The sequence below is a fragment of the Buchnera aphidicola (Cinara curvipes) genome, from assembly GCF_900698915.1.
Taxonomy (GTDB): domain Bacteria; phylum Pseudomonadota; class Gammaproteobacteria; order Enterobacterales; family Enterobacteriaceae; genus Buchnera_F; species Buchnera_F aphidicola_AY.
Genome location: NZ_LR217710.1, coordinates 131379 through 156768, shown reverse-complemented (window position 1 = coordinate 156768; position 25390 = coordinate 131379). Strand labels below are relative to the sequence as shown.

General features: G+C 21.0%; 18 protein-coding genes, 1 other RNA gene and 1 pseudogene. 9 read left to right on the top strand and 11 right to left on the bottom strand.

Going from position 1 to position 25390, the window contains the following annotated elements:
* Positions 1-145: 145 nt before the first annotated feature.
* On the bottom strand, positions 146-2740 hold the full coding sequence (gene secA / locus BUCICURV3402_RS00680; protein ID WP_154029193.1) for a preprotein translocase subunit SecA: 2595 nt from the start codon (positions 2738-2740) through the stop codon (positions 146-148).
* A gap of 512 nt (positions 2741-3252) precedes the next feature.
* Positions 3253-4005, bottom strand: coding sequence for a tRNA pseudouridine(38-40) synthase TruA (gene truA / locus BUCICURV3402_RS00675; RefSeq protein ID WP_154029192.1), 753 nt, complete (start codon positions 4003-4005; stop codon positions 3253-3255).
* A 587-nt stretch (positions 4006-4592) separates the two neighbouring features.
* Between truA and pcnB the strand changes: the two genes are divergently transcribed.
* The 4 genes from pcnB to thrC all read left to right on the top strand — a co-directional run bounded on the left by pcnB (position 4593) and on the right by thrC (position 11024).
* Positions 4593-5807 carry a polynucleotide adenylyltransferase PcnB gene (gene pcnB, locus BUCICURV3402_RS00670; protein WP_154029191.1) on the top strand — a complete coding sequence of 405 codons (1215 nt, stop codon included), beginning with the start codon at positions 4593-4595 and terminating at the stop codon, positions 5805-5807.
* A 518-nt stretch (positions 5808-6325) separates the two neighbouring features.
* Complete coding sequence (gene thrA / locus BUCICURV3402_RS00665) at positions 6326-8779, top strand: bifunctional aspartate kinase/homoserine dehydrogenase I (RefSeq protein ID WP_154029190.1); 2454 nt, start codon at positions 6326-6328, stop codon at positions 8777-8779.
* 18 nt (positions 8780-8797) lie between these two features.
* Positions 8798-9730, top strand: coding sequence for a homoserine kinase (gene thrB, locus BUCICURV3402_RS00660; protein ID WP_154029189.1), 933 nt, complete (start codon positions 8798-8800; stop codon positions 9728-9730).
* Between the two features lies 1 nt (position 9731).
* Positions 9732-11024, top strand: coding sequence for a threonine synthase (gene thrC, locus BUCICURV3402_RS00655; RefSeq protein WP_154029188.1), 1293 nt, complete (start codon positions 9732-9734; stop codon positions 11022-11024).
* A gap of 69 nt (positions 11025-11093) precedes the next feature.
* On the opposite strand, the gene ychF is transcribed toward thrC, so the two are convergent.
* Together ychF and pth are read right to left on the bottom strand one after the other, a co-directional pair.
* On the bottom strand, positions 11094-12182 hold the full coding sequence (gene ychF, locus BUCICURV3402_RS00650) for a redox-regulated ATPase YchF (protein ID WP_154029187.1): 1089 nt from the start codon (positions 12180-12182) through the stop codon (positions 11094-11096).
* Positions 12183-12230: 48 nt separating this feature from the next.
* The gene (pth, locus tag BUCICURV3402_RS00645; protein ID WP_154029186.1) at positions 12231-12812 is read right to left on the bottom strand and encodes an aminoacyl-tRNA hydrolase; all 582 of its coding nucleotides are present in this window, start codon (positions 12810-12812) and stop codon (positions 12231-12233) included.
* A gap of 507 nt (positions 12813-13319) precedes the next feature.
* On the opposite strand from pth, the gene rnt reads away from it, so the two are divergent.
* Complete coding sequence (gene rnt / locus BUCICURV3402_RS00640; protein ID WP_154029185.1) at positions 13320-13985, top strand: ribonuclease T; 666 nt, start codon at positions 13320-13322, stop codon at positions 13983-13985.
* A 29-nt stretch (positions 13986-14014) separates the two neighbouring features.
* Here the strand turns inward: rnt and grxD are convergent, their stop codons facing one another.
* A complete protein-coding gene (grxD, locus tag BUCICURV3402_RS00635) occupies positions 14015-14347 on the bottom strand; it encodes a Grx4 family monothiol glutaredoxin (protein WP_172598551.1) in 333 nt (110 codons plus the stop codon).
* 153 nt (positions 14348-14500) lie between these two features.
* Here grxD and ssrA point away from each other — a divergent pair.
* Positions 14501-14877: a transfer-messenger RNA gene (gene ssrA, locus BUCICURV3402_RS00630) on the top strand.
* Positions 14878-15065: 188 nt separating this feature from the next.
* A complete protein-coding gene (gene grpE / locus BUCICURV3402_RS00625; RefSeq protein WP_154029183.1) occupies positions 15066-15605 on the top strand; it encodes a nucleotide exchange factor GrpE in 540 nt (179 codons plus the stop codon).
* A 47-nt stretch (positions 15606-15652) separates the two neighbouring features.
* On the opposite strand, the pseudogene ung reads toward grpE, so the two are convergent.
* Positions 15653-16335: pseudogene (ung, locus tag BUCICURV3402_RS00620) on the bottom strand (uracil-DNA glycosylase).
* A gap of 255 nt (positions 16336-16590) precedes the next feature.
* Between ung and BUCICURV3402_RS00615 the strand changes: the two are divergent.
* Both BUCICURV3402_RS00615 and gyrA read left to right on the top strand, forming a co-directional pair.
* On the top strand, positions 16591-17193 hold the full coding sequence (locus tag BUCICURV3402_RS00615; protein ID WP_154029181.1) for a peroxiredoxin: 603 nt from the start codon (positions 16591-16593) through the stop codon (positions 17191-17193).
* Between the two features lie 304 nt (positions 17194-17497).
* On the top strand, positions 17498-19999 hold the full coding sequence (gene gyrA, locus BUCICURV3402_RS00610) for a DNA topoisomerase (ATP-hydrolyzing) subunit A (RefSeq protein WP_154029180.1): 2502 nt from the start codon (positions 17498-17500) through the stop codon (positions 19997-19999).
* Between the two features lie 99 nt (positions 20000-20098).
* On the opposite strand, the gene pta is transcribed toward gyrA, so the two are convergent.
* From pta to prfA, 5 genes are all read right to left on the bottom strand, one after another.
* On the bottom strand, positions 20099-21085 hold the full coding sequence (gene pta, locus BUCICURV3402_RS00605) for a phosphate acetyltransferase (RefSeq protein WP_154029179.1): 987 nt from the start codon (positions 21083-21085) through the stop codon (positions 20099-20101).
* An 89-nt stretch (positions 21086-21174) separates the two neighbouring features.
* Positions 21175-22389, bottom strand: coding sequence for an acetate/propionate family kinase (locus tag BUCICURV3402_RS00600; protein ID WP_154029178.1), 1215 nt, complete (start codon positions 22387-22389; stop codon positions 21175-21177).
* Positions 22390-22490: 101 nt separating this feature from the next.
* Positions 22491-23300, bottom strand: coding sequence for a tetratricopeptide repeat protein (locus BUCICURV3402_RS00595; RefSeq protein ID WP_154029177.1), 810 nt, complete (start codon positions 23298-23300; stop codon positions 22491-22493).
* A gap of 60 nt (positions 23301-23360) precedes the next feature.
* Entirely contained in the window at positions 23361-24197 is an 837-nt protein-coding gene (gene prmC / locus BUCICURV3402_RS00590; RefSeq protein WP_154029176.1) for a peptide chain release factor N(5)-glutamine methyltransferase, read from the bottom strand.
* A 16-nt stretch (positions 24198-24213) separates the two neighbouring features.
* Positions 24214-25287 (bottom strand): peptide chain release factor 1, encoded by a 1074-nt coding sequence (prfA, locus tag BUCICURV3402_RS00585; RefSeq protein WP_154029175.1) that lies wholly within the window; start codon positions 25285-25287, stop codon positions 24214-24216.
* Positions 25288-25390 lie beyond the last annotated feature (103 nt).

Here is a 25390-nt window from a genome sequence, read left to right as displayed (position 1 = left end):
TCATTAACCTTATGAAAAAATTCACTTCTAATATTTTTATTATATCATTCAATTTATTCAATATTTTTTAAATAAAATATAAATTTATAAATTATAATTAATGTAATCTAATTACATTCAATAATAATAAAAATATTTTTTATAATTATATAATCTCGATAGATTTTCTAATTAATAAATGGAATGAATCAAAATCTTTATTATCAATAAAATTTAAATATATATTTTTCTCTTTTTCAAATTCTATAAAAAAAATTTTAATTAATGTTTTAATTACATTATTTTTTATTGATTCTAACATTGATTGAAACATAAAAAATGATTCTCTTTTATATTCTTGTTGTGGATCTTGTTGAGCATACCCCCTTAAATAAACACTCTGTCTTAATGAATCTACTGCATTTAAGTGTTCTGTCCAAAAAATATCTAATATTTGTAACATTACTGACTTTTCAATCATATTTGAATATTTTTTTAAAACACTAGATGTATTATTATTGTAACTAAATTGTATTGTAGTAACAATTAAATCAATTAATTTATCAACATTTTCATATAAAGTAGTATCATGTTCTAAAAATTTATTTATTGATTTAATAAAATAAAAATTATTTTTTAATTCTTGCTCTAAAGAAAAAAAACTATCAAGATTAATTGAATTTCCTGAAATATATTGTCTAATACAACAATATATACGATCTTTTAAAATACACAAAATATAATCATGAATACTAGATTTATTAATTAATTTATTTCTTTCATTATATATTACTGAACGTTGCTCATTAATAATATCGTCATATTCTAATAATTGTTTTCTAGAATCAAAATTTTGATTTTCTACTTTTTTTTGTGCTTGTTCAATAGATTTACTTAACCAAGAGTGTTCAATAGATTGACCTTCTTTCATGCCAATAGTTTTCATAAAATAAATAACTCTTTTTGAAGCAAAAAGACGCATTAAAGAATCATCTAGTGATAAATAAAATCTTGATGAACCTGGATCACCTTGCCTACCAGATCTTCCTCTTAATTGATTATCAATCCTACGAGATTCATGTCTTTCTGTACCAATAATATGTAATCCTCCTGATTCAACAACTAATCTATTTTTATCTCTCCATAATTTTGAAACAAAACTATTTTTTTGAGATAAATATCTTCTCTTATTACTATTATCTATTAAAATACCTCCCAATACAATATCCGTTCCTCTTCCAGCCATATTAGTAGCGATAGTAACAGCTCCGGGTTCTCCTGCTTTAGATATAATAAGAGCTTCTTGAGAATGAATTTTAGCATTTAAAACATTATGTTTTATATTTAGTTGACTTAATAATTTAGAAATTTGTTCAGATTTTTCAATAGAAACTGTTCCAACTAATACAGGCTGTTTTCGACGAACACAACTACGTATATCAGAAATAATTGCATTAATTTTATCTTGTTTAGAAAGATACACTAAATCTGGCATATCTTTTCGAATCATTGGTTTATTTGTTGGAATAACTACCGTATCTAATTTATAAATTGAATTAAATTCAACAGCTTCTGTTGCAGCTGTACCAGTCATTCCTGATAATTTAACATACAAACGAAAATAATTTTGTAAGGTTATAGTAGCTAAAGTTTGATTATCATTCTGTATAAAAACATTTTCTTTTGCTTCTATTGCTTGATGTAATCCGTCAGACCAGCGTCTACTTGACATAATTCTTCCAGTATGTTCATCAACAATAATTATTTTTTTATTTTGAATAATATAATCTATATCTTTTAAAAAAAGATAATGTGCTTTTAATGCTAAAAGTATATGATGAATAAAAAAAATGTTTTCAGGTAAATATAATAATTCTTTTTTTGATATAAAATTATATTTTACTAATAATTTTTCTACCTTGACTAATCCGATTTCAGTCAAATAAACTTGACGTTGTTTATAATCTATATAAAAATCACCCATTTTACAAATTTTATTACAGTGTTTTTTATTTTTTGGTACTAAATATATAATAAGAGAATTAATACGATTATATAAAGAACTACTATTTTCTATAGATCCTGAAATTACTAATGGTGTACGAGCTTCATCAATTAAAATAGAATCAACCTCATCAACTAAAGCAAAATATAATTTTCTTTGAACTTTCTGTGTATTACAAAAAACCATATTGTCACGTAAATAATCAAAACCATATTCATGATTTGTACCGTATGTAATATCAGCTAAATATGCTTTTCTTTTATCTTCTTGTGACATACCTGAAATATTTATACCAACACTCAAGCCTAAAAACTCAAATAAAATACGATTTTTATTTGCGTCTCTTTTTGCAAGATAATCGTTCATTGTAACTATATGCACCCCTTTACCTAAAAGTGCATTTAAATATGCGGGTAATGTAGCGGTCAGCGTTTTTCCTTCTCCTGTGCGCATTTCGGCAATACATTTTTTATGTAAAATAATCCCACCTAAGATTTGTACATCAAAATGTCGCATACCAAAAATTCTTTTACTAGATTCACGAATTACAGAAAAAGCCTCAGGAAGTAATGAATCTATTGTATCTCCATTTTTTAATCGTAATTTAAATTCATATGTTTTTTTTTTTAATTCATGATCTGATAAATTTAATAGATCTTTTTCTAAACTATTTATTTTAATAACAAGATCATTTAAATTTCTTAAAACACGTTCATTTCGGCTAAGAAAAAAATTATTAATTAGTTTACCTAACATACTAAAATCTCATATTTTGCTAATACAAAATGTAAAAAGTTTATATAAAATTAAAGAAAATATTTTCATAAAAATATTAATTTATTGAAAATTTTCATAAAAATAAAAAATAAAATTATATTATATATTGTTCACAATATGATTGTGAATAAAATTATATTAAATAATATAAAGAAAATTTTTTTTATTTATAAAAATATTTAAAGTTTATTTATTTAAAAATTTTTAATTAATTAAACTATCCATTATATTATTATATGATATAATATATTATTATTATATAAGTAAAATAAATTTTTATATAAAATATTTATTTTAAAATAAAAATAAATTTTTTTAATAAAAATACAATATATTCGTTTAATTAAATTTAATAAAAAATTAAATAATAAAAATTATATATTATTAATTTTAATAATGAATAATAAAAATTATTAATCATATTTAAAAAAATTAAAATAATTTTTACAAATAAAAGTATAAAAAAATTTATATATTTAATTAAAATATTTCTAATATATTGAATAATAATTAGGATATGAAGCAGATAAAAAATATAGTCCATGCGGTGGAACAGTAGAATAAATTTTATTTATATCTTTATTATGTAAAATTATTTTAGTCCAATTAACACTATGTTTAGATAATCCTATAGAAATTAAACAACCTACTATATTTCTCACCATATGATATAAAAAAGAATTAGCAGTAATATCAATAATTACAAAATCATTTATATTATATACTAATAAGGAAATTATTTTCCTATTAGGAGATAAAGATTGACATCCACTACTTTTAAAAGAAGTAAAATCATGTTGACCAAGTAAAAAACTAGAACTATATTGCATTTTTTGTATATCTAATACATCTTTTACATAAAAATAATATTTTGTCATAAAACTAGATTGTCTATTTTTATTTAAAATAATATATCTATAAGAACGAGATATAGCAGAAAATCTAGCATTAAAATTAGATGAAACTTCTTTTATCCATAAAACTTTTATATCATATGGTAACAAAGAATTTACACCTTTTAACCAAACGTTATTACTACGTATAGTATTAGTACTAAAATGAGCAATCTGTTTAATAGCATGTACACCACGATCAGTTCTTCCCGCACAAACTATATCTACTTGATGATCAGCAATTTTTGAAAAAGCTGTTTCTACACATCCCTGTAAAGTTAATACAGATCTTTGTTTTTGCCAACCATAATACATACTTCCATCATATTCTATACCAAAAACAAACTTCATTTACTTTTCCTAAATATATAATTTAATAAACGTGATATAAAAATATAAACAGATTATATATAAATATTATTTATATATTTTCTATTTATATAAATAATTTTTATTATATCAATGTTACTTGACATTAGATGCCAAAATATGGCATTTTCTACATATAAAAAAGAAAATTTTAAATTTAAAAATAATTCTTTAATAAAATACATTTCAAATATTTAAATATATATTCTTTCTTTATTTAAATTAAAAATTAAAAAATAAAATAAAAAATTTTATATACACTAAAAAGTACATTATATATAAAATATCTACTAAATATTATTTTTATAAAAATATAATATATTTTTGAACATTAATATTTATTAAAATAAATTTAATTAAAAATTTTAAATAATAAATATTTTATAAAAATTTAATTTATGTATATAATTTAAAAAATTCTAAATTATTAAAATAAATTATATATCTCATATATATACATTATATATGTTATATATGATATAGAAAATAAAATTTATTTTTCATTTATTTAAATTATACTAATTTCAAAAAACTATATAAAAACATAAAAATAAAGTAGATATTAACATATGAATCATATTATAAAAAAAAATCATAATATATCTCAAAAAAAAATTAGTAAAAATTCTATAAAAGTATTATATAGATTAAATAAATCAGGTTATGAAGCATATTTAGTAGGAGGAGGAGTTAGAGATTTATTATTAGGAAAAAAACCTAAAGATTTTGACATTGCTACTAACGCTAAACCAAATGAAATTAGGAAATTATTTAAAAATTGTCGATTAATAGGAAGACGATTTATTATTGCTCACTTAATATTTAAAAGTGAAATTATAGAAGTATCAACATTTAGAGCTAAAAATAATAATATAGAAAATAATAAATTATGCAGTAATTCTAAAAAAATAAACAATGGTATGTTATTATTTGATAATACTTTTGGAAAAATAGAAGAAGATGTATATAGAAGAGATTTAACAATTAATGCGTTATATTATAGTATAAAAGATTTTGGAATTAGAGATTATGTTGGAGGTATAAAAGATATAAAATTAAAAATAATACGATTAATAGGCGATGCTGAAACAAGATATAGAGAAGATCCTGTACGTATGTTAAGAGTAATTCGTTTTTCTGTAAGATTACATATGCATATAGATAAAAAAACTGCAGAACCAATAATTAAATTATCAAATTTACTAAAAAATATACCACCTGCACGATTATTTAGTGAATCTATAAAATTATTTTGTTTTGGGTATGGTTATTTAACCTACATAAGATTAAGAAAATATTCTTTAGTATATCCTCTTCTACCATTTTTATTTCATACTCTTAGTAAAAAAAATACAATATTTTTAAAGAATATTATTATAAAATGTTTAAAAAAAATAGATTCTATTATTAATAAAAAACCTATATGTTATCCATCCTTCTTATTTGCTACATTATTATGGTATCCACTAATAGAAAAAATACAAATATTATTAAATACTAAAAAATTAAAATATTCTAAAGCATATTTTATTTCTGTAAATTATATTTTAAAAAAATATTCAGTTCTATTAGGCATTCCTAAAAATATTATTTTAATTATTAAAAAAATATGGAATTTACAAAAAGATATAGAAATGAAAAAAAAATATGAAATTAAAAAAATCATTCAAAATAATAATTTTTTTCAAGCTTTAGAATTAACTACACTACGATCAAAAATAGAAAATAAAATTGAACTAAAAAAAATTTTATTTTTTTGGAATAAAAAAAAAACTTTTTTTTAAAAAAAATAATAATATATATTATTATATTTATACATAGATGAATAGAATCTATAAAAATTATAGTATAATCATACTATTAAAATTTTTTAAAAAATATATTGATAAATATATATTTATAATATAAATATTAGTTAGAATTAAATCTTTGTAAATATATAAAATTAAAAGAAATACATTTTATATATATAAAATATTTTATTTTAAAAAAAATACATTTTATAATAAAAATATAATTTTAATTTTTAATGATTTACAAAAAAATAATAAAAAAAAAAATATTAATAATATGATATAATTTATTAGTTTACCTAAAAATATCTTTATATGATAAATATTATATTTATAAATAAAAATATTTATATTCTAAAAATTTTTCATATCATTCATAAAAATAAAATCAAAATTATATATATGTTCTAATAAATATATACTATTAATCAATATATTTTATATATAGTATTTAATACTATCAAAAACAAAATAAATCTAAATAATTTTTTTAATAAGAGATTACATTTATGAAAACGTTAAAATTTGGAGGTACATCACTTGCAAATGCAGAAAAATTTATACAAGTATCTTCAATTATTACTGATCAAATAAAAAATAATCAAATATCTGTAGTATTATCAGCTCCTGCTACTATTACAAATAAATTAGAAAACGCTATTAAAAAGTGTATAGAAAAAAACGCTATTCCTCTAAAAAAACTAAATATTATTAAAAATTTTTTCTTTAATTTAATAAAAAGCATACATTTATTAGAAAACAAATATCCTAAAAAGAAGATACAAAAAAAAATAATTATACAATATAAAAAACTATATGATAAATTTTCTAATATTCAATCATTAGAAAAATGTCCAGATAATATATACGCAAAAATAATTAGTATAGGAGAAATTCTTTCTATACAATTAATGAGTGAATTATTAAAAATAAAAAAAAATAAAATTATGATAATTAATCCAGTTAAATTAGTAGCAGCAACTGATAATTATCTTAATGCTATCGTAAATATAAATAAGTCAAAAAAACGTTTTCAAAAATTAAATTTTTCAAATGTAAATGTTGTTCTTATGCCAGGATTTATAGCTGGAAATAAATTAAAAGAACTTGTTGTTTTAGGAAGAAATGGGTCTGATTACTCTGCAACAATTTTATCTATATGCACAAACTCTCATACTTGTGAAATTTGGACTGATGTAAATGGAATATATACAGGAGATCCTAATATAATATCAAATGCCCGTTTATTATCAGAAATAACATATCAAGAAACACTAGAATTAGCTTATTTGGGAGCCAAAGTAATTCATCCTGCTTCTATAAAACCTTTAAAAAAATATAATATACCATGCATTATTAAAAATACAAATAATATACAACACCCGGGAACTATTATTAGTAATAAAAATAAAAAAAATGATAAAAAAATTAAAGGAATTACATATTTAAATAAAATTATTTTAATAAATATATTTATATCAAAAAATTATAATATAGAAAAAATATCATATAAACTATTAAAGTATTTATCCTCTAATAATATTATTACATATTTATATAAACAATCTCTATCAGATAACAGAATTAGTTTTTATTTTCAAAAAAATTATTCGATTAATATTAAAAATGAATTAGAAAAAATTTTTAGCATAGAAATACAAAAAAAAATATTAAAACCAATTATTTTATTAAAAAAACTGAGTATTATTTCTATAATTAGTAGTAATATTACAAAAAATAACACTATAATTTTAAAAAAAATCTGTTCAATTATAGATAGTTTTAATAATAAAATATTATTTATATCACATAATATATCAAATATATCATTATCAATAGTATTAAAAGATATAAATATTATTAAAATAATAAAAAACATTCATAATTTAATTATCAATAAAATAGTACCAATAAATATTTTCTTAATTGGTATTGGGGGAGTTGGATTAGAACTACTAAAAATAATTTTCGCTCAACGTAAAATATTGAAAAAAAAATTTATTCAAATAAATATTAATCTTATTGCAAACTCTAAAAAATATATCATAAATAAAAAAAATATTAAACAAAAGAAATGGATTAATAAATTTAAAAACTCTACCAGGGTTTTTTATTTAAAAAATATTTTAAATTTAGCAAAAAAAAACGGTTATTTAATTCCTATTTTTATAGATTGTACATCAAGTCAAAATATTGCTAATCAATATAATTTAATTATGAAATCTGGATTTCATATTATTACAGCTAATAAAAAATCTAATTCATCAAAATTATCTGAATATATAAAAATAAGAAATACATCTAATAGATATAATAAAAAATTTTTTTATGAAACACACGTTGGAGCAGGTTTACCAGTTATTCAAAATTTAAAAAATTTAATAGATTCAGGTGACCGTTTAATTAAATTTCAAGGAATTCTTTCTGGTTCAATGTCATATATATTTGGAGAGCTAGATAATAATAAAACATTATCAGAAGCTACAAAAAATGCTAAAAAATTAGGATTTACAGAACCAAATCCAAAAGATGATCTATCAGGAATTGATATAGCTAGAAAATTATTAATTCTCTCAAGGGAATTTGGATATTCTTTAGAACTTTCTGATGTTAAAATAGAAAAAATTTTACCTGATTATTTAAAAAAAATAGATAATAAAAAAGTTTTTTTGTCTAAATTAAAAAAAATAGATAATTTATTTATTAAAAAAGTAAAAAAAGCTAAAAAAGAAAAAAAAGTATTAAGATTTATTGGTACTATAAAAAACGATGGTCAATGTAGCGTAAAAATAAAATCTGTAAATAATAAAAATCCATTATTTTATATCAAAAATGGAGAAAATATATTTGTTTTTTATACAAAATATTATCAACCAATTCCTTTAATACTACGTGGTTACGGGGCTGGAAATAGTGTAACCGCATCAGGTATTTTTTCTGATTTATTGCGTATTGTATTATAATATTAAGAGTTTAAAATAATGATAAAAATTTATGCTCCCGCTTCTATTGGAAATGTTGGTGTTGGTTTTGATATTTTAGGAGCAGCTATTATTCCAATAGATGGCACTTTACTGGGTGACTGTATATCGATACAATCATCAAATACTTTTCAATTCAACTGTCATGGAAATTTTTCTGATCAATTACCAAAAGATATAAAAAAAAATATTATATGGCAAGCATGGAACTGGTTTAATGAAATAATAAAAAAAAAAATACAAATATCTATTACACTCGAAAAAAATATGCCAATTGGTTCTGGTTTGGGATCTAGCGCTTCATCTATAGTAGCTAGTGTACTAGCTTTAAATCAATTCTATAAAACAAATCTTAACAAAAAAGAATTAATAGATATTATGGGAAAATTAGAAGGAAATATATCAGGTAGTGTGCATTATGATAATGTTGCACCATGTTATTTAGGTGGTTTACAATTAATTACAGATGATAAAAATCATCTCACACAAAAACTTCCTATATTTGATAATTGGCTTTGGGTAATTGCATGGCCCGGTGTTACATTATCTACTTCTACCGCAAGAAATATTTTACCACTAACATATGATAAAGAAAAATGTATAAAAAATAGTCGAAATTTATCTACTTTTATACATGCTTTATATACTAAAAAATCAGAATTAGCAATTCGAGTTATGATAGATACTATTGCTGAGCCTTATCGAATTCCGTTAATACCTAATTTTTTAAAAATAAAAGATGCAGTAACTAAGTTAGGTGCTTCAACATGTAATATTTCAGGTTCTGGACCTACTTTATTTTCAATATGTCTAAATTTTTCTATTGCAAATAAAGTAAAAAAATGGTTAGAAAAAAATTATATTAAAAATAAAAAAGGATTTGTATATATTTGTAAAATTGATCAGTTAGGTGCTAGAAAAATAAGGATCTAAAATGAAATTATATAATTTAAAAGATAATAATGAAGAAGTAAATTTCTTAAATGCTATTAAGTATGGTTTGGGAAAAAAACAAGGATTATTTTTTCCAAAATATTTACCAAAATTTAATACTAAAGTATTAGAAAATTTAATAAAAATGAATTTTATCGATCGTAGTACACATATATTATCACATTTTATTTCAGATGAAATATCATTAAAAGATTTAAAAAAACAAATTAAAATAGCCTTTTCTTTTACCAAACCAATTATTGTACCTGTTACTAAAAACATTTCATGTTTAGAATTATTTCACGGACCAACATTAGCTTTTAAAGATTTTGGAGCTAGATTTATGGCTCAAATGCTTTCATATTGGAAAAATAAAAATTCTATCATGACAATACTAACTGCTACTTCAGGAGACACTGGTGCTGCAGTTGCTCATGCATTTTATCGTATGAATAATATTCGAGTTGTTATTTTATATCCTAAAGGTAGAGTCAGTAAGTTACAAGAAATATTATTCTGCACATTAGGAAAAAATATACATACAATTGCTATTGATGGAAGTTTTGATGATTGTCAATATTTAGTAAAACAATCTTTTAACGATAAAAAATTAAAAAAAAAGATTGGTTTAAATTCAGCTAATTCAATTAATATTAGTAGATTGTTAGCTCAAATATGTTATTATTTTGAAGCATTTGCATTAATTCCATCTAAATATCATAATAATATAGTTATATCTATTCCTTGCGGAAACTTTGGTAATTTAACAGCGGGATTAATTGCTAAATCATTAGGATTACCAATTAAATCTTTTATTGCTGCTACTAATTCCAATGATACTGTACCTAGATTTCTAAAAAGTGGACAATGGAAACCAAAGAGTACAGTGTCAACTATTTCAAATGCTATGGATATTAGTCAACCAAATAATTGGCCTAGAGTAGAAGAGTTATTCAAAAGAAAAAAATGGAATTTAAATAATTTAAAATCTGAAAGTGTATCTGATGCAGAAACTATAAAAACAATACAAGAATTATATAAAATTGGATATACATCAGAGCCACATGCAGCTATAGCGTACAAAGTATTAAAAAAACATATTCAAAAAACAGATTTTGGTTTATTTTTAGGAACTGCTCATCCATCTAAATTTCAAAATACTGTAGAAGAAATATTAAATATAAAATTAAAATTACCAAACTCTTTACATTCTAGAGTAAATTTAAAAAATTTTTCACATAGTATGAAACCAGATTTTTTAAAATTAAAAAAATTTTTATTAAAAAATATTTAATAAATCTTAAAATTTAGAGAGGAATATATACACCTCTCTAAATAATAATAGAGTAAATATCATTATAATTTATATATTAAATAAAAAATTTATAATATCACCATCTTGCACAACATATTTTTTTCCTTCACTACGTATTTTTCCTAATTTTCTAATTTCATTCATGCTACAATATTTTATTAAATCGTTATATGAAGTTATTTGAGCTCTAATAAATCCTTTAGAAAAATCAGTATGAATTAATTTAGCTGTTTGTATTGCTGTTTTTCCTTTCTTAAAAAGCCAAGATCTAACTTCCTTAGAACCTGCCGTAAAAAATGTTTCTAATTGTAGAATATCACATAATTTTTTAATAATTTTTTTACAATCAATAAAATCAATATATAACATATTTTTTTTAGACAAATCATTATCAACATAATTTAACTTAATATTATTATTTTCCTTTAATATTATAGAAAAAATGATTGATTTATTAATATTTTTATTTTTAAAAAATTTATCTAAAAAAAAATTCATATCTATATTGTATTCTGTATTTACAATATAAATTACAGGTTTTAAGGTTAAAAACTGATATTGTTTTAATTTTTTAAGTTCATCTTTAGTAAATATAACATCTCTTAAAGCTAATCCGGCTTGTAGTTGACAAATACAACGATTTATTAAATTTAATATTACTTTTTGATTAATATCTTTTGTAAATTTAGCTAATGAATTTCTTTTAATAATCTTTTCACATAAATCTAAGTCAGATAACATTAATTCTGTATTAATAATATCAATATCTCGAACTGGATCAATTTCATTATATATATGAATTATATTGGTATCTTTAAAATAACGTATAACATGTATAAGAGCATTACATTCTCTAATTTTTTCTAAAAATTTATTCCCTAAACCTTCTCCTTTAGAGGCTCCTTTTACCAAACCTGCAATATCAATTAAAGTAATAATACTAGGAACAATATTTTTTGATAATACACAATTGGCAATTTTTTCTAATCTAGTATCAAATACTGATACAATACCTATATTAGGATTAATAGTACAAAAAGGAAAATTTTTTGATGGAATATTTAATTTTGTTATCTTATTAAATAATGCTGATTTTCCTACATTAGGTAAACCTATAATACCAAATTTATATACCACAATAATTCACACCTATGAAATAAAAAATCTTATTAATTAAAAATAACTTTATTTGTTTAAAACAATTTTTTTATTTTTTAAAAAATCTTTTTTGTAGATATTATCTTTAGTCAAAAAAATAAATTCAAAAATTGCTTTTATAATCATTTTTTTTTCTATAATACTAGGATTATTTAAAACAAAATTTGATACATTTTTTTTTAATTTTGGTCGACCAATACCAATATTTAATTGCATAAAAGTACTTTTATTTTTAAAAATATCAATAATACTTTTAACTCCATTATGACCATTATAAGATGTACCTATTTTTATTTTTAATACCCCAGGAAGTAAATCTAATTCATCTCGTACTATTAAAATTTCAGATAACTTAATTTTATAAAAAGATGATAAAGCATATACAGAATTACCATTTAAATTCATAAAAAGATTTGGTCGTAATAAATAAATTTTATTATTTTTTAATTTAATAGAAGATATAAATCCTAAAAATCTTTTTTTTAATTTCAATGAACTTTTATAAAAATCAGATAACATGTTAATAAACCAAAAACCAACATTATGTCTTGTTTCATAATATTTATGAAAAGAATTTCCTAAACCTACAATCATTTTTATTTTTTTCAAAAAAAACCTACTTTAAAATGTGATTTTGATTAATAAAAAAATACTTGTATAATTTATCAATAAAAAAATAAAATTATATTATATATATAATATAATTATATAATTTTTATGATTAAAAAATTTATTTTTATAAAAAGAATATAAAATTTATTTATATAATTTTCATAAAATTTTATAAAATAAAAAATAATTAATTTTTATATTATGATAATATAAATTGCATTTATAATAAAAAATATTTAAAAGTCAATTTTAATATTTTACTAAAAGAAAACTTTTTATTTACTAAAAATAAATATTAATATTTTTGTTAAATAAATTTCAATTATAAAAAATAGAATTTATACTTTTGTATAAAATTTTAAATTTCAAATATAAAATAAAATTATAATAACATATATACAAAAAATCATTTTATTTAAATATGTTAGATTATTTTAAAAAAATGATTATGATCTTATATAAAAAAACTAATTTATTACACTAAATACTGAAATTGAGATTCATATGTATATAAAGCAAAATTTACGAGTTACTCTAAATAATCGATTTAGAGGATTTTATCCTGTTGTTCTAGATATAGAAAGTGCAGGATTTAATGCAAAAACAGATGCTTTATTAGAAATTGCTGCTGTAACATTAAAAATGAATGAATTTGGTTGGTTGCAAATAGATGAAACTTTACATTTTCATATTATACCTTTTCAAGGTTCTGTTATAAAAGCAGAATCTGTAGCATTTAATAAAATTGATCCATTTAATCCTCTTAGAGGAGCAATTAGTGAAAAAAATGCGTTAGAATATATATTTGAATTAGTAAAAAAAAAAATCAGTATCCATAAATGCAAAAAAGGAATATTAGTAGCACATAATGCAAATTTTGATCATAATTTTTTAATGGCTGCTGCTAAAAGAACAAAAACAAAAAAAAATCCTTTTCATTCATTTACTACCTTTGATACTGCTACACTTAGCGGTTTAATTTTTGGACAAACTGTTCTGGCAAAAGCGTGCAAAATTGCAGGAATTCCATTTGATACTGTGCAAGCACACTCCGCCTTATATGACACTATGCAAACAGCATATCTTTTTTGCGAAATCGTGAATAGATGGAAAAGAATCGGGGGATGGCCTCCAAATATATCTCATCGAAAAAGAAATGATGAGATATAAACATACAATATATTTAATATTATTGAAAATTATATACTAGATTTTATATTATTCTTACAGTTTTGAACTAAATTTAATAATTCTCCACTACGAAACATTTCTAAAATAATATCACACCCTCCAATCAAATTTTTATTAACCCACAACTGAGGAAAAGTAGGCCATTTTGAATATTTAGGTAAAGCTATACGAATATCATCATTTTGTAAAACATCAACGTAAAAAAAATCAGAAGTACAATATGATAATGCTCGTACTGCTCGAGCTGAAAAACCGCAACTTGGGTGCTCAGGTGAACCTTTCATATATATAACAATACTATTTTCCTGTAATTGTTTTTCTATTTTATTAAAAATATCTATCATTTTTAAAATCACTCTTTAAAGTTAAAAATATATCAAAAAATAAAATAAAAAAATATATTTTTATTTTATAATAATAAAATTAAATTAATAAAAAAAATATATATAATATTGTTTAAATTAAACAAATCTATTATAATATAATTTATATATGGGGCTGATTATGGATTTGACAAAATATACAAAAATTTTTGTTGCATGTCGAGGGTTGGTTTGCCTCGATAAAAAACCAATTTAAAACAAAAGCAAAAAATAAAACTTACGCTTTAGCAGCTTAAAAAACTAGATAAAGCCCTTTCTTTCTAATCTATTTTTCTTCTCTTTAAATAGAATAGATATATTTTGAAAGGTTATATAAAAAGAGATAACTATATTCGATTAATCTTGAAAGAATATAGTGATATTTAAAATCAAGATAAAAAATAATACTTTGTTTATTAAGTATTATTTAATAAAAAAAATAAACTAAACATGTAGAGCAATAATCTCAGTTATTTTGGACGCGGGTTCGAATCCCGCCAGCTCCAAAAATATCTAATAAAAAATTCAATTAAATATATATCATATGAAAAAAAATATAAATAAAATATAATTATTTATATATTTTTTCAATAAAAAGAAATTATTTTAATAATTTAAATTTTTTAATTATTTTGTTTAAAAAAAATAATTAAATTTAATTATTTTTTTTAATTAAACCAATTTAATAGAGAAAAAAATGCAAAAAAAAAAAATTAAAGATTATAAAAATAAAGAAATAGAAAAAAATATTAAAGATAAAAAACAAGAAAAAAAAATAAAAAAATTTAAAAAAATAGAAGAAAAAATTTCTTCTTTAATAAAAAAAAAAAAAAAAAAAAAATTAAAATATTATGCTGATATAAATAATATAAAAAAAAATAATAAAAAAAAAATTGATTTAATTAAAAATAATCAAATTAAAAATTTTTTAAAATCTATTGTTCCTATTATTGATAAAATTGACAAATTAATAAAAATATCTCAAAATTCAAATTTAACACAAAATACAATAATAGAAGGTATACAATTAACAAAAAATATATTTGAAAAAAATTTAAAAATATGGCGTATAAAAAAAATAGATCAAGTCAATATAGCATTTAATCATAATATACATACGTTACAAGATAAAAATATAAATAATAATCTATCAAATAATTCAACAATTAAAAACATTAAAAAAAATGGATATATTTTTAAAAATAAAATTATTAAAAAAGCAATTGTTACAATATAGACTATATAGATATAGGATTAAAAATCTATCTATAAAAAATAGATAATTTAATATATCATATTTTTAAACCAATTAATTGGTTGTTTTTTTTGATGTTTTAATAATTTATTTGTTTTTGAAAAATGTCTGCATCCAAAAAAACCTCGAGAACATGATAATGGTGATGGATGCGGGGCTTTTAATATAAAATGTTTTTTTTGATTAATAAGATTATATTTAGAAAAAGAAAAAGAACCCCATAGTAAAAATACTACTCCCGTACAAAACTTGTTAATAAATTTAATTACTTGATCAGTAAAAATTTCCCACCCTATTCTCCTATGAGAACCAGGAACACTATCTGAAACAGTTAATATTGAATTTAATAATAAAACTCCTTGTTTTGCCCAAGGTTCTAAACAATTAAACATTTTATTTTTATGAAATAAAAAATCATTTTGTAATTCTTTAAAAATATTTTTTAAAGAAGGTGGAGTTGGAATTTTATTAGGAACAGAAAATGATAATCCATGAGCTTGACCTACATGACAATAAGGATCTTGACCTAAAATTACAACTTTAACACTTAATAAAGGTGTCATTAAAAAGGAATTAAAAATCATTTTCTTAGGAGGATAAACTATAGTATGTTTTTGTATATATTTAATTTCATTAAACAAATTAATAAAATATGTTTTTTTTTTTCTATAGAAAATAAATTAGACCATGAAATATTCTTATTAATTATCATTATAATATACCTTTATTAAGATTAAAAAATAAAAATTACTATTTTTTCTAATTAAAAATAGAATTAATTTAAATATATTGTCATATAAAAAAATAATTTTATTTAATTATTATATAAAAATATGAATAAAAAAACATTTTTTTAAATAAAAATATAATAATAAAAAATATGATATAATATAATATATCATAAATAAATTATGAATACTTAATTATAAATATAATTTTATTCTATTTAATCGAGGTAAAAATAAATATGATTCTAGTATCTCAACAAGCTCCTAATTTTATTGCACCTGCTGTTTTACCGGACGGTCAAATAATTAATAATTTTAATCTAAAAAAATATTCAAAAGGAAAAAAAACTATTTTATTTTTTTGGCCTATGGATTTTACTTTTGTATGCCCTTCAGAATTAATAGCATTTAATAACTTATATAATGAATTTAAAAATAGAGAAGTATATATTGTAGGTGTATCTATTGATTCAGTATATGTACATAATGCATGGAGAAATACATTACCAGATTCAGGTGGAATTGGTTTAATAAAATTTCCTATGATATCAGATATAAAAAGAAACATACAAAAATCATATGGAATAGAACATCACGAATTAAAAATAGCATTAAGAGCATCATTTTTAATAGATAACAATAATATTATTAGACATCAATCTATTAATGATCTTCCAATCGGACGTAATATTAAAGAAATAATACGAATAATTGATGCACTTCAATTTTATGAAAAATTTGGTGAAGTTTGTCCAGCCAACTGGGTTCCAGGGAAAGACGCAATTCAAGCAACACCAAAAGGAATAAATAAATATTTATCTAAAAATTTTCAAAAAATATAATTTTTTGTAAAAAATATATTTTTAAAATATAAAGATAGTTATATTTATATTTAACTAAAAATATTTATTTCATTTAAAAATAAAAAAATTATAATATATATAATGGTTCCTTTCTATCATTGTATATATTTAATATATAAAAAAATATAAAAATATTATAAATAATTAATATTAATTTATATATTAAATAAATAAAACTATCTATTTTTTTTAATAAAAACACAAAAACTAATTATTAAATCATTAAATATGATTTAAATAATAAATATTAAATATAAAATTATATTATTGAGATCACAAATCTATGAAAGACATTGCACTAGAAATCAAACAGGTCAGTATTGAAGAAGAGTTAAAAAGATCTTATCTTGATTATGCTATGTCTGTAATAATAGGCCGAGCTTTACCTGATGTAAGAGATGGATTAAAACCAGTTCATCGAAGAATATTATTTGCTATGAATATATTAGGTAATAAATGGAATAAACCTTATAAAAAATCTGCTAGAATTGTAGGAGATGTAATAGGTAAATATCACCCTCATGGAGATTCTGCAGTATATGATGCTATTGTACGAATGGCTCAACCATTTTCCTTGAGATATACACTAATTGATGGACAAGGTAATTTTGGATCCATTGATGGAGATTCTGCTGCAGCTATGAGATATACTGAAATACGTATGTCTAAAATAGCACATGAAATGTTGAGTGATTTAAAAAAAAATACAATAAATTTTGTTTTAAATTATGACGGCACAGAAAAAATACCAGAAATTTTACCTACTAAAATTCCTAATTTATTAATTAATGGTTCTTCTGGTATTGCTGTAGGAATGGCTACAAACATTCCTCCGCATAACTTAAAAGAAGTAATTAATGGATGTATAGCATATTTAGATAATCCAAGTATTTCTTTAAAAAAACTTATGGTATACATACCAGGTCCAGATTTTCCTACAGCAGGTATAATCTATGGAAAAATTGGTATTCAAGAAGCTTACCGTACAGGAAAAGGAAAAATATCAATTAGATCTAGATATTTAATAGAGATAAATAAAAAAAATAAAAAAGAATCACTTGTTATCTATGAATTACCTTATCAAGTTAATAAATCAAAATTAATTGAAAAAATAGCTATTTTAGTAAAAGAAAAAAAAATTAATGGTATCTCAAATATACGCGATGAATCAGACAAAGATGGTATGAGAATAGTAATTGAAATAAAAAAAGATTTTATTACTAAAGTTGTTCTTAATCAACTATATACACTAACATCTCTACAAACATCTTTTGGTATCAATATGGTAGCGTTGTCATCATCTGGACAACCGAAAAAAATGAGTTTAAAAAATATAATAAATGAATTTATTAAACATAGAAAAAATATTATTACTAGAAAGTGTATTTTTAAATTAAAAAAATACACAAAAAGAATACATCTTTTAGAAGGATTTTCTGTAGCATTAGATAATATTGATAAGATTATTAAAGTTATAAAAAGCTCAAAAAACAATAAAAAAGCAATAAAAAATCTAAAAAAAATTAATTGGAGAAAAAAAACTACTATAAAAATTAAAAACAATTTAAAAGATAATTATATAAATTTTAATTTTAGTACAAAACAAGCACATTCTATTTTAGATATAAAATTAAATAAACTTACCAGTTTAGAAAAAAATAAAATTTATCAGGAAAATAAAGATTTAAATAAAAAAAATTTATATTTAAAAAAAATACTTTCTAATTCAAAAGAATTAAAAATTATCATTAAAAATGAATTAATAGAAATAAAAAAACAATTTTCAGATCATAGAAAAACTAAAATAATTAAAAAAGTGTCAGAAATTAATATGGAAGATATAATAGTAAAAGAAAGCGTAGTAGTAACATTATCATATTCAGGATATGTAAAATATCAACCAATTTCTGATTATAATGCACAAAGAAGAGGAGGAAAAGGAAAATCAGCTGCTAAAACTAAAGAAAAAGATCATATAGCAAATTTATTAGTAGCAAACTCACATGATACGATTTTATGTTTTTCTAGTAGAGGTATATTATATTGGATGAAAGTATACCAATTACCTGAAACTAGCAGGCATGCACGAGGACGTCCAATTATTAATTTATTACCTCTTATGCAAAAAGAAAGAATTACTGCAATTTTACCTATTTCTCAATATAAATCATCTATAAATATATTTATGGCTACAGCTTTAGGTTTTGTAAAAAAAACACCATTAAATCAATTTCAAAAACCAAGAAATTCAGGAATTATTGCGATTAATTTACGAAAAAATGATGAGCTAATAGGAGTTTCATTAACTAACGGAAAAAATAATATATTAATATTTACCTCTAAAGGAAAAGTAGTACAATTTTCTGAAAAAACTATAAGAAAAATGGGGCGTACTGCTGCTGGTATATGTGGAATTAAAATTATTAATAATGATCGACTAGTATCTTTATTAGTTCCAAATAAAAAAGATGATATACTAATAGTAACTGAAAATGGGTATGGAAAAAGAACAAAAATAAACCAATTTCCTATTAAATCTCGTGCTACTAAAGGTGTTATTTCAATTCGAGTTACCCAAAAAAATGGAGTAGTAATAGGTGCTATACAGGTTAATCAAAATAATCAAATAATGATGATAACAGATGCTGGAACTCTTGTAAGAATTAGAGTTTCTGAAATAGCAATCTTAAAAAGAAATACACAAGGAGTTATATTAATTAGAACAACTAAAAAAGAAAAAGTAGTTGGTTTACAAAAATTATCGTATAATCCGTTAGAATCATAAAATTACTACATCAAATAAAAAAATTATTTATTATAGTAATTTTATGAAAATAAATCATCATTATATATTTTTAATTACTATAATATCATTTAAAATATTCTAAAAAGACTGAATGGCAGTCATAGCAGTAGTATAAATAATATCATCTACTGTTGCACCTCTAGATAAATCATTAACTGGTTTACATAAACCTTGTAAAATAGGTCCGATAGATATAATTCCTGATGATCTTTGTACTGCTTTATATGTAATATTTCCAGAATTTAAATCTGGAAAAATTAATACTGTAGCTTTACCTGCTACTTTTGAATATGGTAATTTTATATGTGCTATTTTTTTAGAAACAGCAGCGTCATATTGTATAGGACCATCAATTAATAGTTTTGGATAAGTACTTTTAACTATATCTATAGAATCTTTTATTTTATCCACAGAAATACCTGATCCTGAAGTACCAGTAGAGTACGAAAGCATAGCTACTTTAGGTGTAATACCAAGAGAATCCGCTGTTTGAGAAGACTGTATTGCAATTTTAGCTAACATTTTTGAATCCGGATATCGATTAATTGCACAATCACCATATACTAATACTTTTTTAGGAAATAACATCAAAAAAACCGAAGAAACAAATGGATCTCTACAATTATTTTGTATTAATTGAAAAGTAGGTCTAATAATATCAGCTGTTGAATGTGAGATTCCCGCTACTACACCATCTACATCACCTTGATAAAGCATCATAAGAGATAAAATAATATTACTATCTAATAAACGATAAGCATCTGAATAACTAGTAATTCCTTTATCTTTTCTTAATTTAAATAATTGATCAACATAACATTTTCTGATACTATTTGGGTTAATTATTTTAATATTTTTATGTAAAAGAAAATTATTTTTTATTGCTATATCTTTAATATATTTATTATTTCCTAATAAAATACACTTTGCTATTTTTAGTTTACTACTTATAGATGCAGATTTAATAATTTTAATATTATTACCTTCCGGAAAAATAATTTTCTTGATATTTGAACTAGCTTTTCTTTGTAAAAACAATTTAAAATTTTCTGAATAATTTTTCATAAAATATTTATTAAAAATAAGGTTTAAAAAAATATCGATTTATAATATAAAAAAATTATTTTTAAAAAAATAATTTTAATATTCCGCTTTTATAAAATTGATTTTTTTACTAAATCATAAGTTTCTTTAGCTATAATTTGATTTTCATTAGCCGGTATAACCAGTATCGGTATACTTTTAATAGAATTTATAAACATAATTTTTTTGTTATTTTTTAAATTCTTATCTATATCTAAAAAACAACCTATTAAAGATAATTTATTTATTATTTTATAACGAATTAAACTAGAATTTTCTCCAATTCCACCTGTAAATATAATAGCATCTAATCGTCCACACATTAATGAAGAATATCCACAAATATATTTAGAAACACGACGACAAAATATATCAATTGATAATTTTGCTTTTTTATTAATATTATATTTTTCTTCTAGTTTTCTAAAATCATTAGAAATAGAACTAATTCCTAAAACTCCTGAATTTTCAGTTAATATCTTTTGTACTTTATCAATAGAAATTCCTAATTTTTTAACCATATAAAAAATAATAGATGGATCAATATCTCCACATCGAGTTCCCATAACTAACCCTTCTAGTGGAGTTAAACCCATAGATGTATCTACTGATTTACCATTTACTATAGCAGTTATAGAAGAACCGCTACCTAAATGACAACTAATAATATTTAATTTAAAAATAGGTTTTTTTAAAAAAATAGAAGATTGTTTAGTTATATAAAAATGATTAATTCCATGAGCACCGTATCTACGAATAGAATAATCAGTATAAAAATGATAAGGAATAGCATACAAGAATGATTCTTTAGGTAAAGTATGATGAAATGCAGTATCAAAAACTGCCACATTAAAATTTTTTAATTTTAATATTTTTTTTAATGCTACATTAATAGCTAGTAAATGAAAAGGATTATGTAAAGGAGCAAAGATAGATGATTCTTGAATTTTTGATAAAATAAAAGAATTAATAATCATAGATTTTTTTAAATACTCTCCTCCATGAACAACCCTATGACCAATACCAATTACATTATTTAAATAATTTTTATATTGATCAATTAATATATCAAAAATCAATATAATTAACTTCTTATATGATTCTACTTTATCAAATTTTTTAAATAATTTTTTATTTTTTATAAAATTCTTTATTATTAAAGATGTAACACTGTTTACAGTTTCTACTATTCCATCAATATAAGTAACTTCTTTAATAGGATCAATAATAGAAAATTTGACTGAAGAACTTCCACAATTCAGAACTAAAATCAATTCTTTTGTCATAATATATCTCTTTTTATACAAAACAATTATTTAAAAAAAATAAAAAATCATTAAAAAGTAAAATTAATAAAAATATCATTTAGTAAATAAAAAAAATATTTTTAATGAAAAGTAATTTTTTTTTGTTCAATTGAATGAATTTGCATTTTAATAATGTCACTAACTGGATCTTCTGGGCGTTGCTCAACAAAATATAATAAATCTGAAATAGCTGCACGATAACAATTTAATTGAGAGAAAATTAGTCCTCTGTCTCGAATTTCATATGGATCTTTAGGTTTTAATGTTAACAAAATATTACTTACATTTAAAGCTAATTCTATATTTTGTTCTTCAATTAAAGCTATTTTTAGCATATCTAATATTTTCTGTGCAATAACTGATGAATTAGATTCTTTTAAATGATTATCACTTAATTCAGCTGAAGGGCTAATATTACCTTTTAACCAGGATTGTAAAATATGTTTATTAAGTATATCTCCATTAACAGGATCAATATATAATAATTTTTCTTCTAAATTTTTAAATTTTATAATTAATTGTGTTGGAAATATTATAGGAATAATTGATAAATTCAGTTGACTAGCAATATACATAAAAAATATTCCTAAAGAAAAAGAATTTCCTTGATTAGATAAGATCATTTTATCTAACCATAACATATCAGATAATTTATGTATTTTAACTGTACAACCAAAGTTCCATTTTTTATAAAAAATAAATAATAATTTTTCTAATTTTTCTGTTTCTGTTAATTTTTCAGAAATAAATAATAAAGATTCTTGAACTTTATTTTTACATATTTTCATTATGATTTTTTCTTGAAAATCACAACGAATTTTTACCATAAGTTTAACCATAATCTCAAACAAAGATGTTGTAGAAAAATCAATATTATTTAAATTTATCATATATTATCCTAAATAAATGTAAAAAATTAAAATGATATATAAAACAAAATTTTTATAAAATTAAATTTTTGTATTTAAGAAACCAAAAGTTACTCTATTACGATTAGAATAATCTTTTATAGAAGATATTTTTATAAAAAAATTGTTTTTAAAGAGTTTTCTTACTATTTTTACTTGTTTATAACAATGTTCAATATATAACCAACCTGTAGAAACAAAATAATGAAAAGCGTTTCTTATAATATATTGTATACACTCTATTCCATTTTTTCCAGACACTAAAGCAGAATAAGGTTCAAAAAAAAGATCAGAAGAATTATAGAAATCTTTTATAGATAAATATGGAGGATTACAAACAATAATATGAAATTTTTTTAAAGGAACATTTGAAAACCAGTTACTATAAATAAAATCAACATTTTTAATATTTAATTTTTTAGAATTATAACGAGCTACTTTTAATGCATCTAAACTATTATCTACTCCAATAATATTACATTTAGAATATTTTGAAGCTAATGATAAAGCGATTGCACCACAACCAGTACCTAGATCTAAAATAGTATTTTTTTTTAAAGAAATTTTTAATAAAACCTGTTCTACAAGAATTTCAGTATCTGGTCTAGGGATTAATACAAAAGGAGAAACAAAAAAAGATAAAGACCAAAATTCTTTTTTTTTTATAAGATAAGCAATAGGTTCTTTTAATTTTCTTCTATATAATAAATTATTTAAAATTAATAAATCATTTTTTTTTATTTTTTTTTTTTTATTATAAAATAATTCTATCTTTGAATATTTTAATACAAAACATAACAATATTTCTGAATCTAATTTAGATGTTTTACTATTACATAATTTTTTTTCAGAATACGATAACCATTCTATAATATTCATTATTATACACCAGTTTTTATTCTATTGTTAATAATAAATCTGCTTGATGTTCTTGTAGTAAAGGTTCTATTAATAAATCTAATTTACCTAAAATAATTTCATTTAAACGATATACTGTTAAATTAATTCGATGATCTGTTACTCGATTTTGAGGAAAATTATATGTTCTATTTCTATCTGATCTAGATCCAGTTCCCAATAAATTTCTTCTCATTACTGAATTTTCTAGTGCTTTTTTTGCATTATTTTCAGAATAAATTTTAGCTGATAATACAGATAAAGCTTTTTCTTTATTTTTATGTTGAGATCTTTCATCTTGACATTCGACAACATTTCCCGTAGGAATATGAGTAATACGAACAGCAGAATCAGTTGTATTAACATGCTGACCCCCAGCTCCAGAAGAACGAAATGTATCGATTTTTAAATCAGAAACATTTAAAATTATTTTTTTTGATTTAGGAACTTCAGGCATAATTGCTACAGTACATGATGAGGTATGTATTCTACCTTGTGATTCTGTTTGTGGAACGCGTTGTACTCTATGACCACCTGATTCAAATTTTAATCTTCCACAAGCTCCTACGCCAATTACTTTTAAAATAATTTCTTTATATCCCCCAATTTCTCCTTCATGCATATTAATAATACTTACTTTCCAAGATTTTAAATCAGCATATCTCATATACATCTTACATAATTCTCCAGAAAAAATAGCAGCTTCCTGTCCTCCAGTAGCAGCTCGAATTTCAATAAAACAACTGTTTTTGTCATAAGGATCAATAGGTAATAATAATAATTTAATTTTTCTTTCAATCTCTTTTTTTTTATTTAATAATTCATACAATTCTTCTTCAGCTAATTTAGCAATAACAGGATCATCTAATAATAACCGAGTATTTTTTATTTCTGATTTTATTGATAACCATAAAAGAAATGACTCATGTAATTTAAATAATTCTGATTTTTCTTTAGATAATTTAGAAAACTCTTCTTTATTAAATGTTGAATAATTATGTGATAATAAAGACTCTAATTCTGTATATCTTTTCATTAAATTTTGTAATTTTATAATTATTGATTTTTTCATAAAAATAAACCTATTTAATATAGAAATATAAGAGTAAAATAAAATAAATATATATCAATATATAATTAATCATATCATAATATGATTAAATATATATAATAAG

What these genes read in the sequence shown, in the direction of transcription:
- secA (WP_154029193.1), bottom strand. Translation starts at nt 2,740, where the DNA reads ATGTTAGGTAAACTAATTAATAATTTTTTTCTTAGCCGAAATGAACGT.
- truA (WP_154029192.1), bottom strand. Translation starts at nt 4,005, where the DNA reads ATGAAGTTTGTTTTTGGTATAGAATATGATGGAAGTATGTATTATGGT.
- pcnB (WP_154029191.1), top strand. Translation starts at nt 4,593, where the DNA reads ATGAATCATATTATAAAAAAAAATCATAATATATCTCAAAAAAAAATT.
- thrA (WP_154029190.1), top strand. Translation starts at nt 6,326, where the DNA reads ATGAAAACGTTAAAATTTGGAGGTACATCACTTGCAAATGCAGAAAAA.
- thrB (WP_154029189.1), top strand. Translation starts at nt 8,798, where the DNA reads ATGATAAAAATTTATGCTCCCGCTTCTATTGGAAATGTTGGTGTTGGT.
- thrC (WP_154029188.1), top strand. Translation starts at nt 9,732, where the DNA reads ATGAAATTATATAATTTAAAAGATAATAATGAAGAAGTAAATTTCTTA.
- rnt (WP_154029185.1), top strand. Translation starts at nt 13,320, where the DNA reads ATGTATATAAAGCAAAATTTACGAGTTACTCTAAATAATCGATTTAGA.
- grpE (WP_154029183.1), top strand. Translation starts at nt 15,066, where the DNA reads ATGCAAAAAAAAAAAATTAAAGATTATAAAAATAAAGAAATAGAAAAA.
- BUCICURV3402_RS00615 (WP_154029181.1), top strand. Translation starts at nt 16,591, where the DNA reads ATGATTCTAGTATCTCAACAAGCTCCTAATTTTATTGCACCTGCTGTT.
- gyrA (WP_154029180.1), top strand. Translation starts at nt 17,498, where the DNA reads ATGAAAGACATTGCACTAGAAATCAAACAGGTCAGTATTGAAGAAGAG.
- pta (WP_154029179.1), bottom strand. Translation starts at nt 21,085, where the DNA reads ATGAAAAATTATTCAGAAAATTTTAAATTGTTTTTACAAAGAAAAGCT.
- BUCICURV3402_RS00600 (WP_154029178.1), bottom strand. Translation starts at nt 22,389, where the DNA reads ATGACAAAAGAATTGATTTTAGTTCTGAATTGTGGAAGTTCTTCAGTC.
- BUCICURV3402_RS00595 (WP_154029177.1), bottom strand. Translation starts at nt 23,300, where the DNA reads ATGATAAATTTAAATAATATTGATTTTTCTACAACATCTTTGTTTGAG.
- prmC (WP_154029176.1), bottom strand. Translation starts at nt 24,197, where the DNA reads ATGAATATTATAGAATGGTTATCGTATTCTGAAAAAAAATTATGTAAT.
- prfA (WP_154029175.1), bottom strand. Translation starts at nt 25,287, where the DNA reads ATGAAAAAATCAATAATTATAAAATTACAAAATTTAATGAAAAGATAT.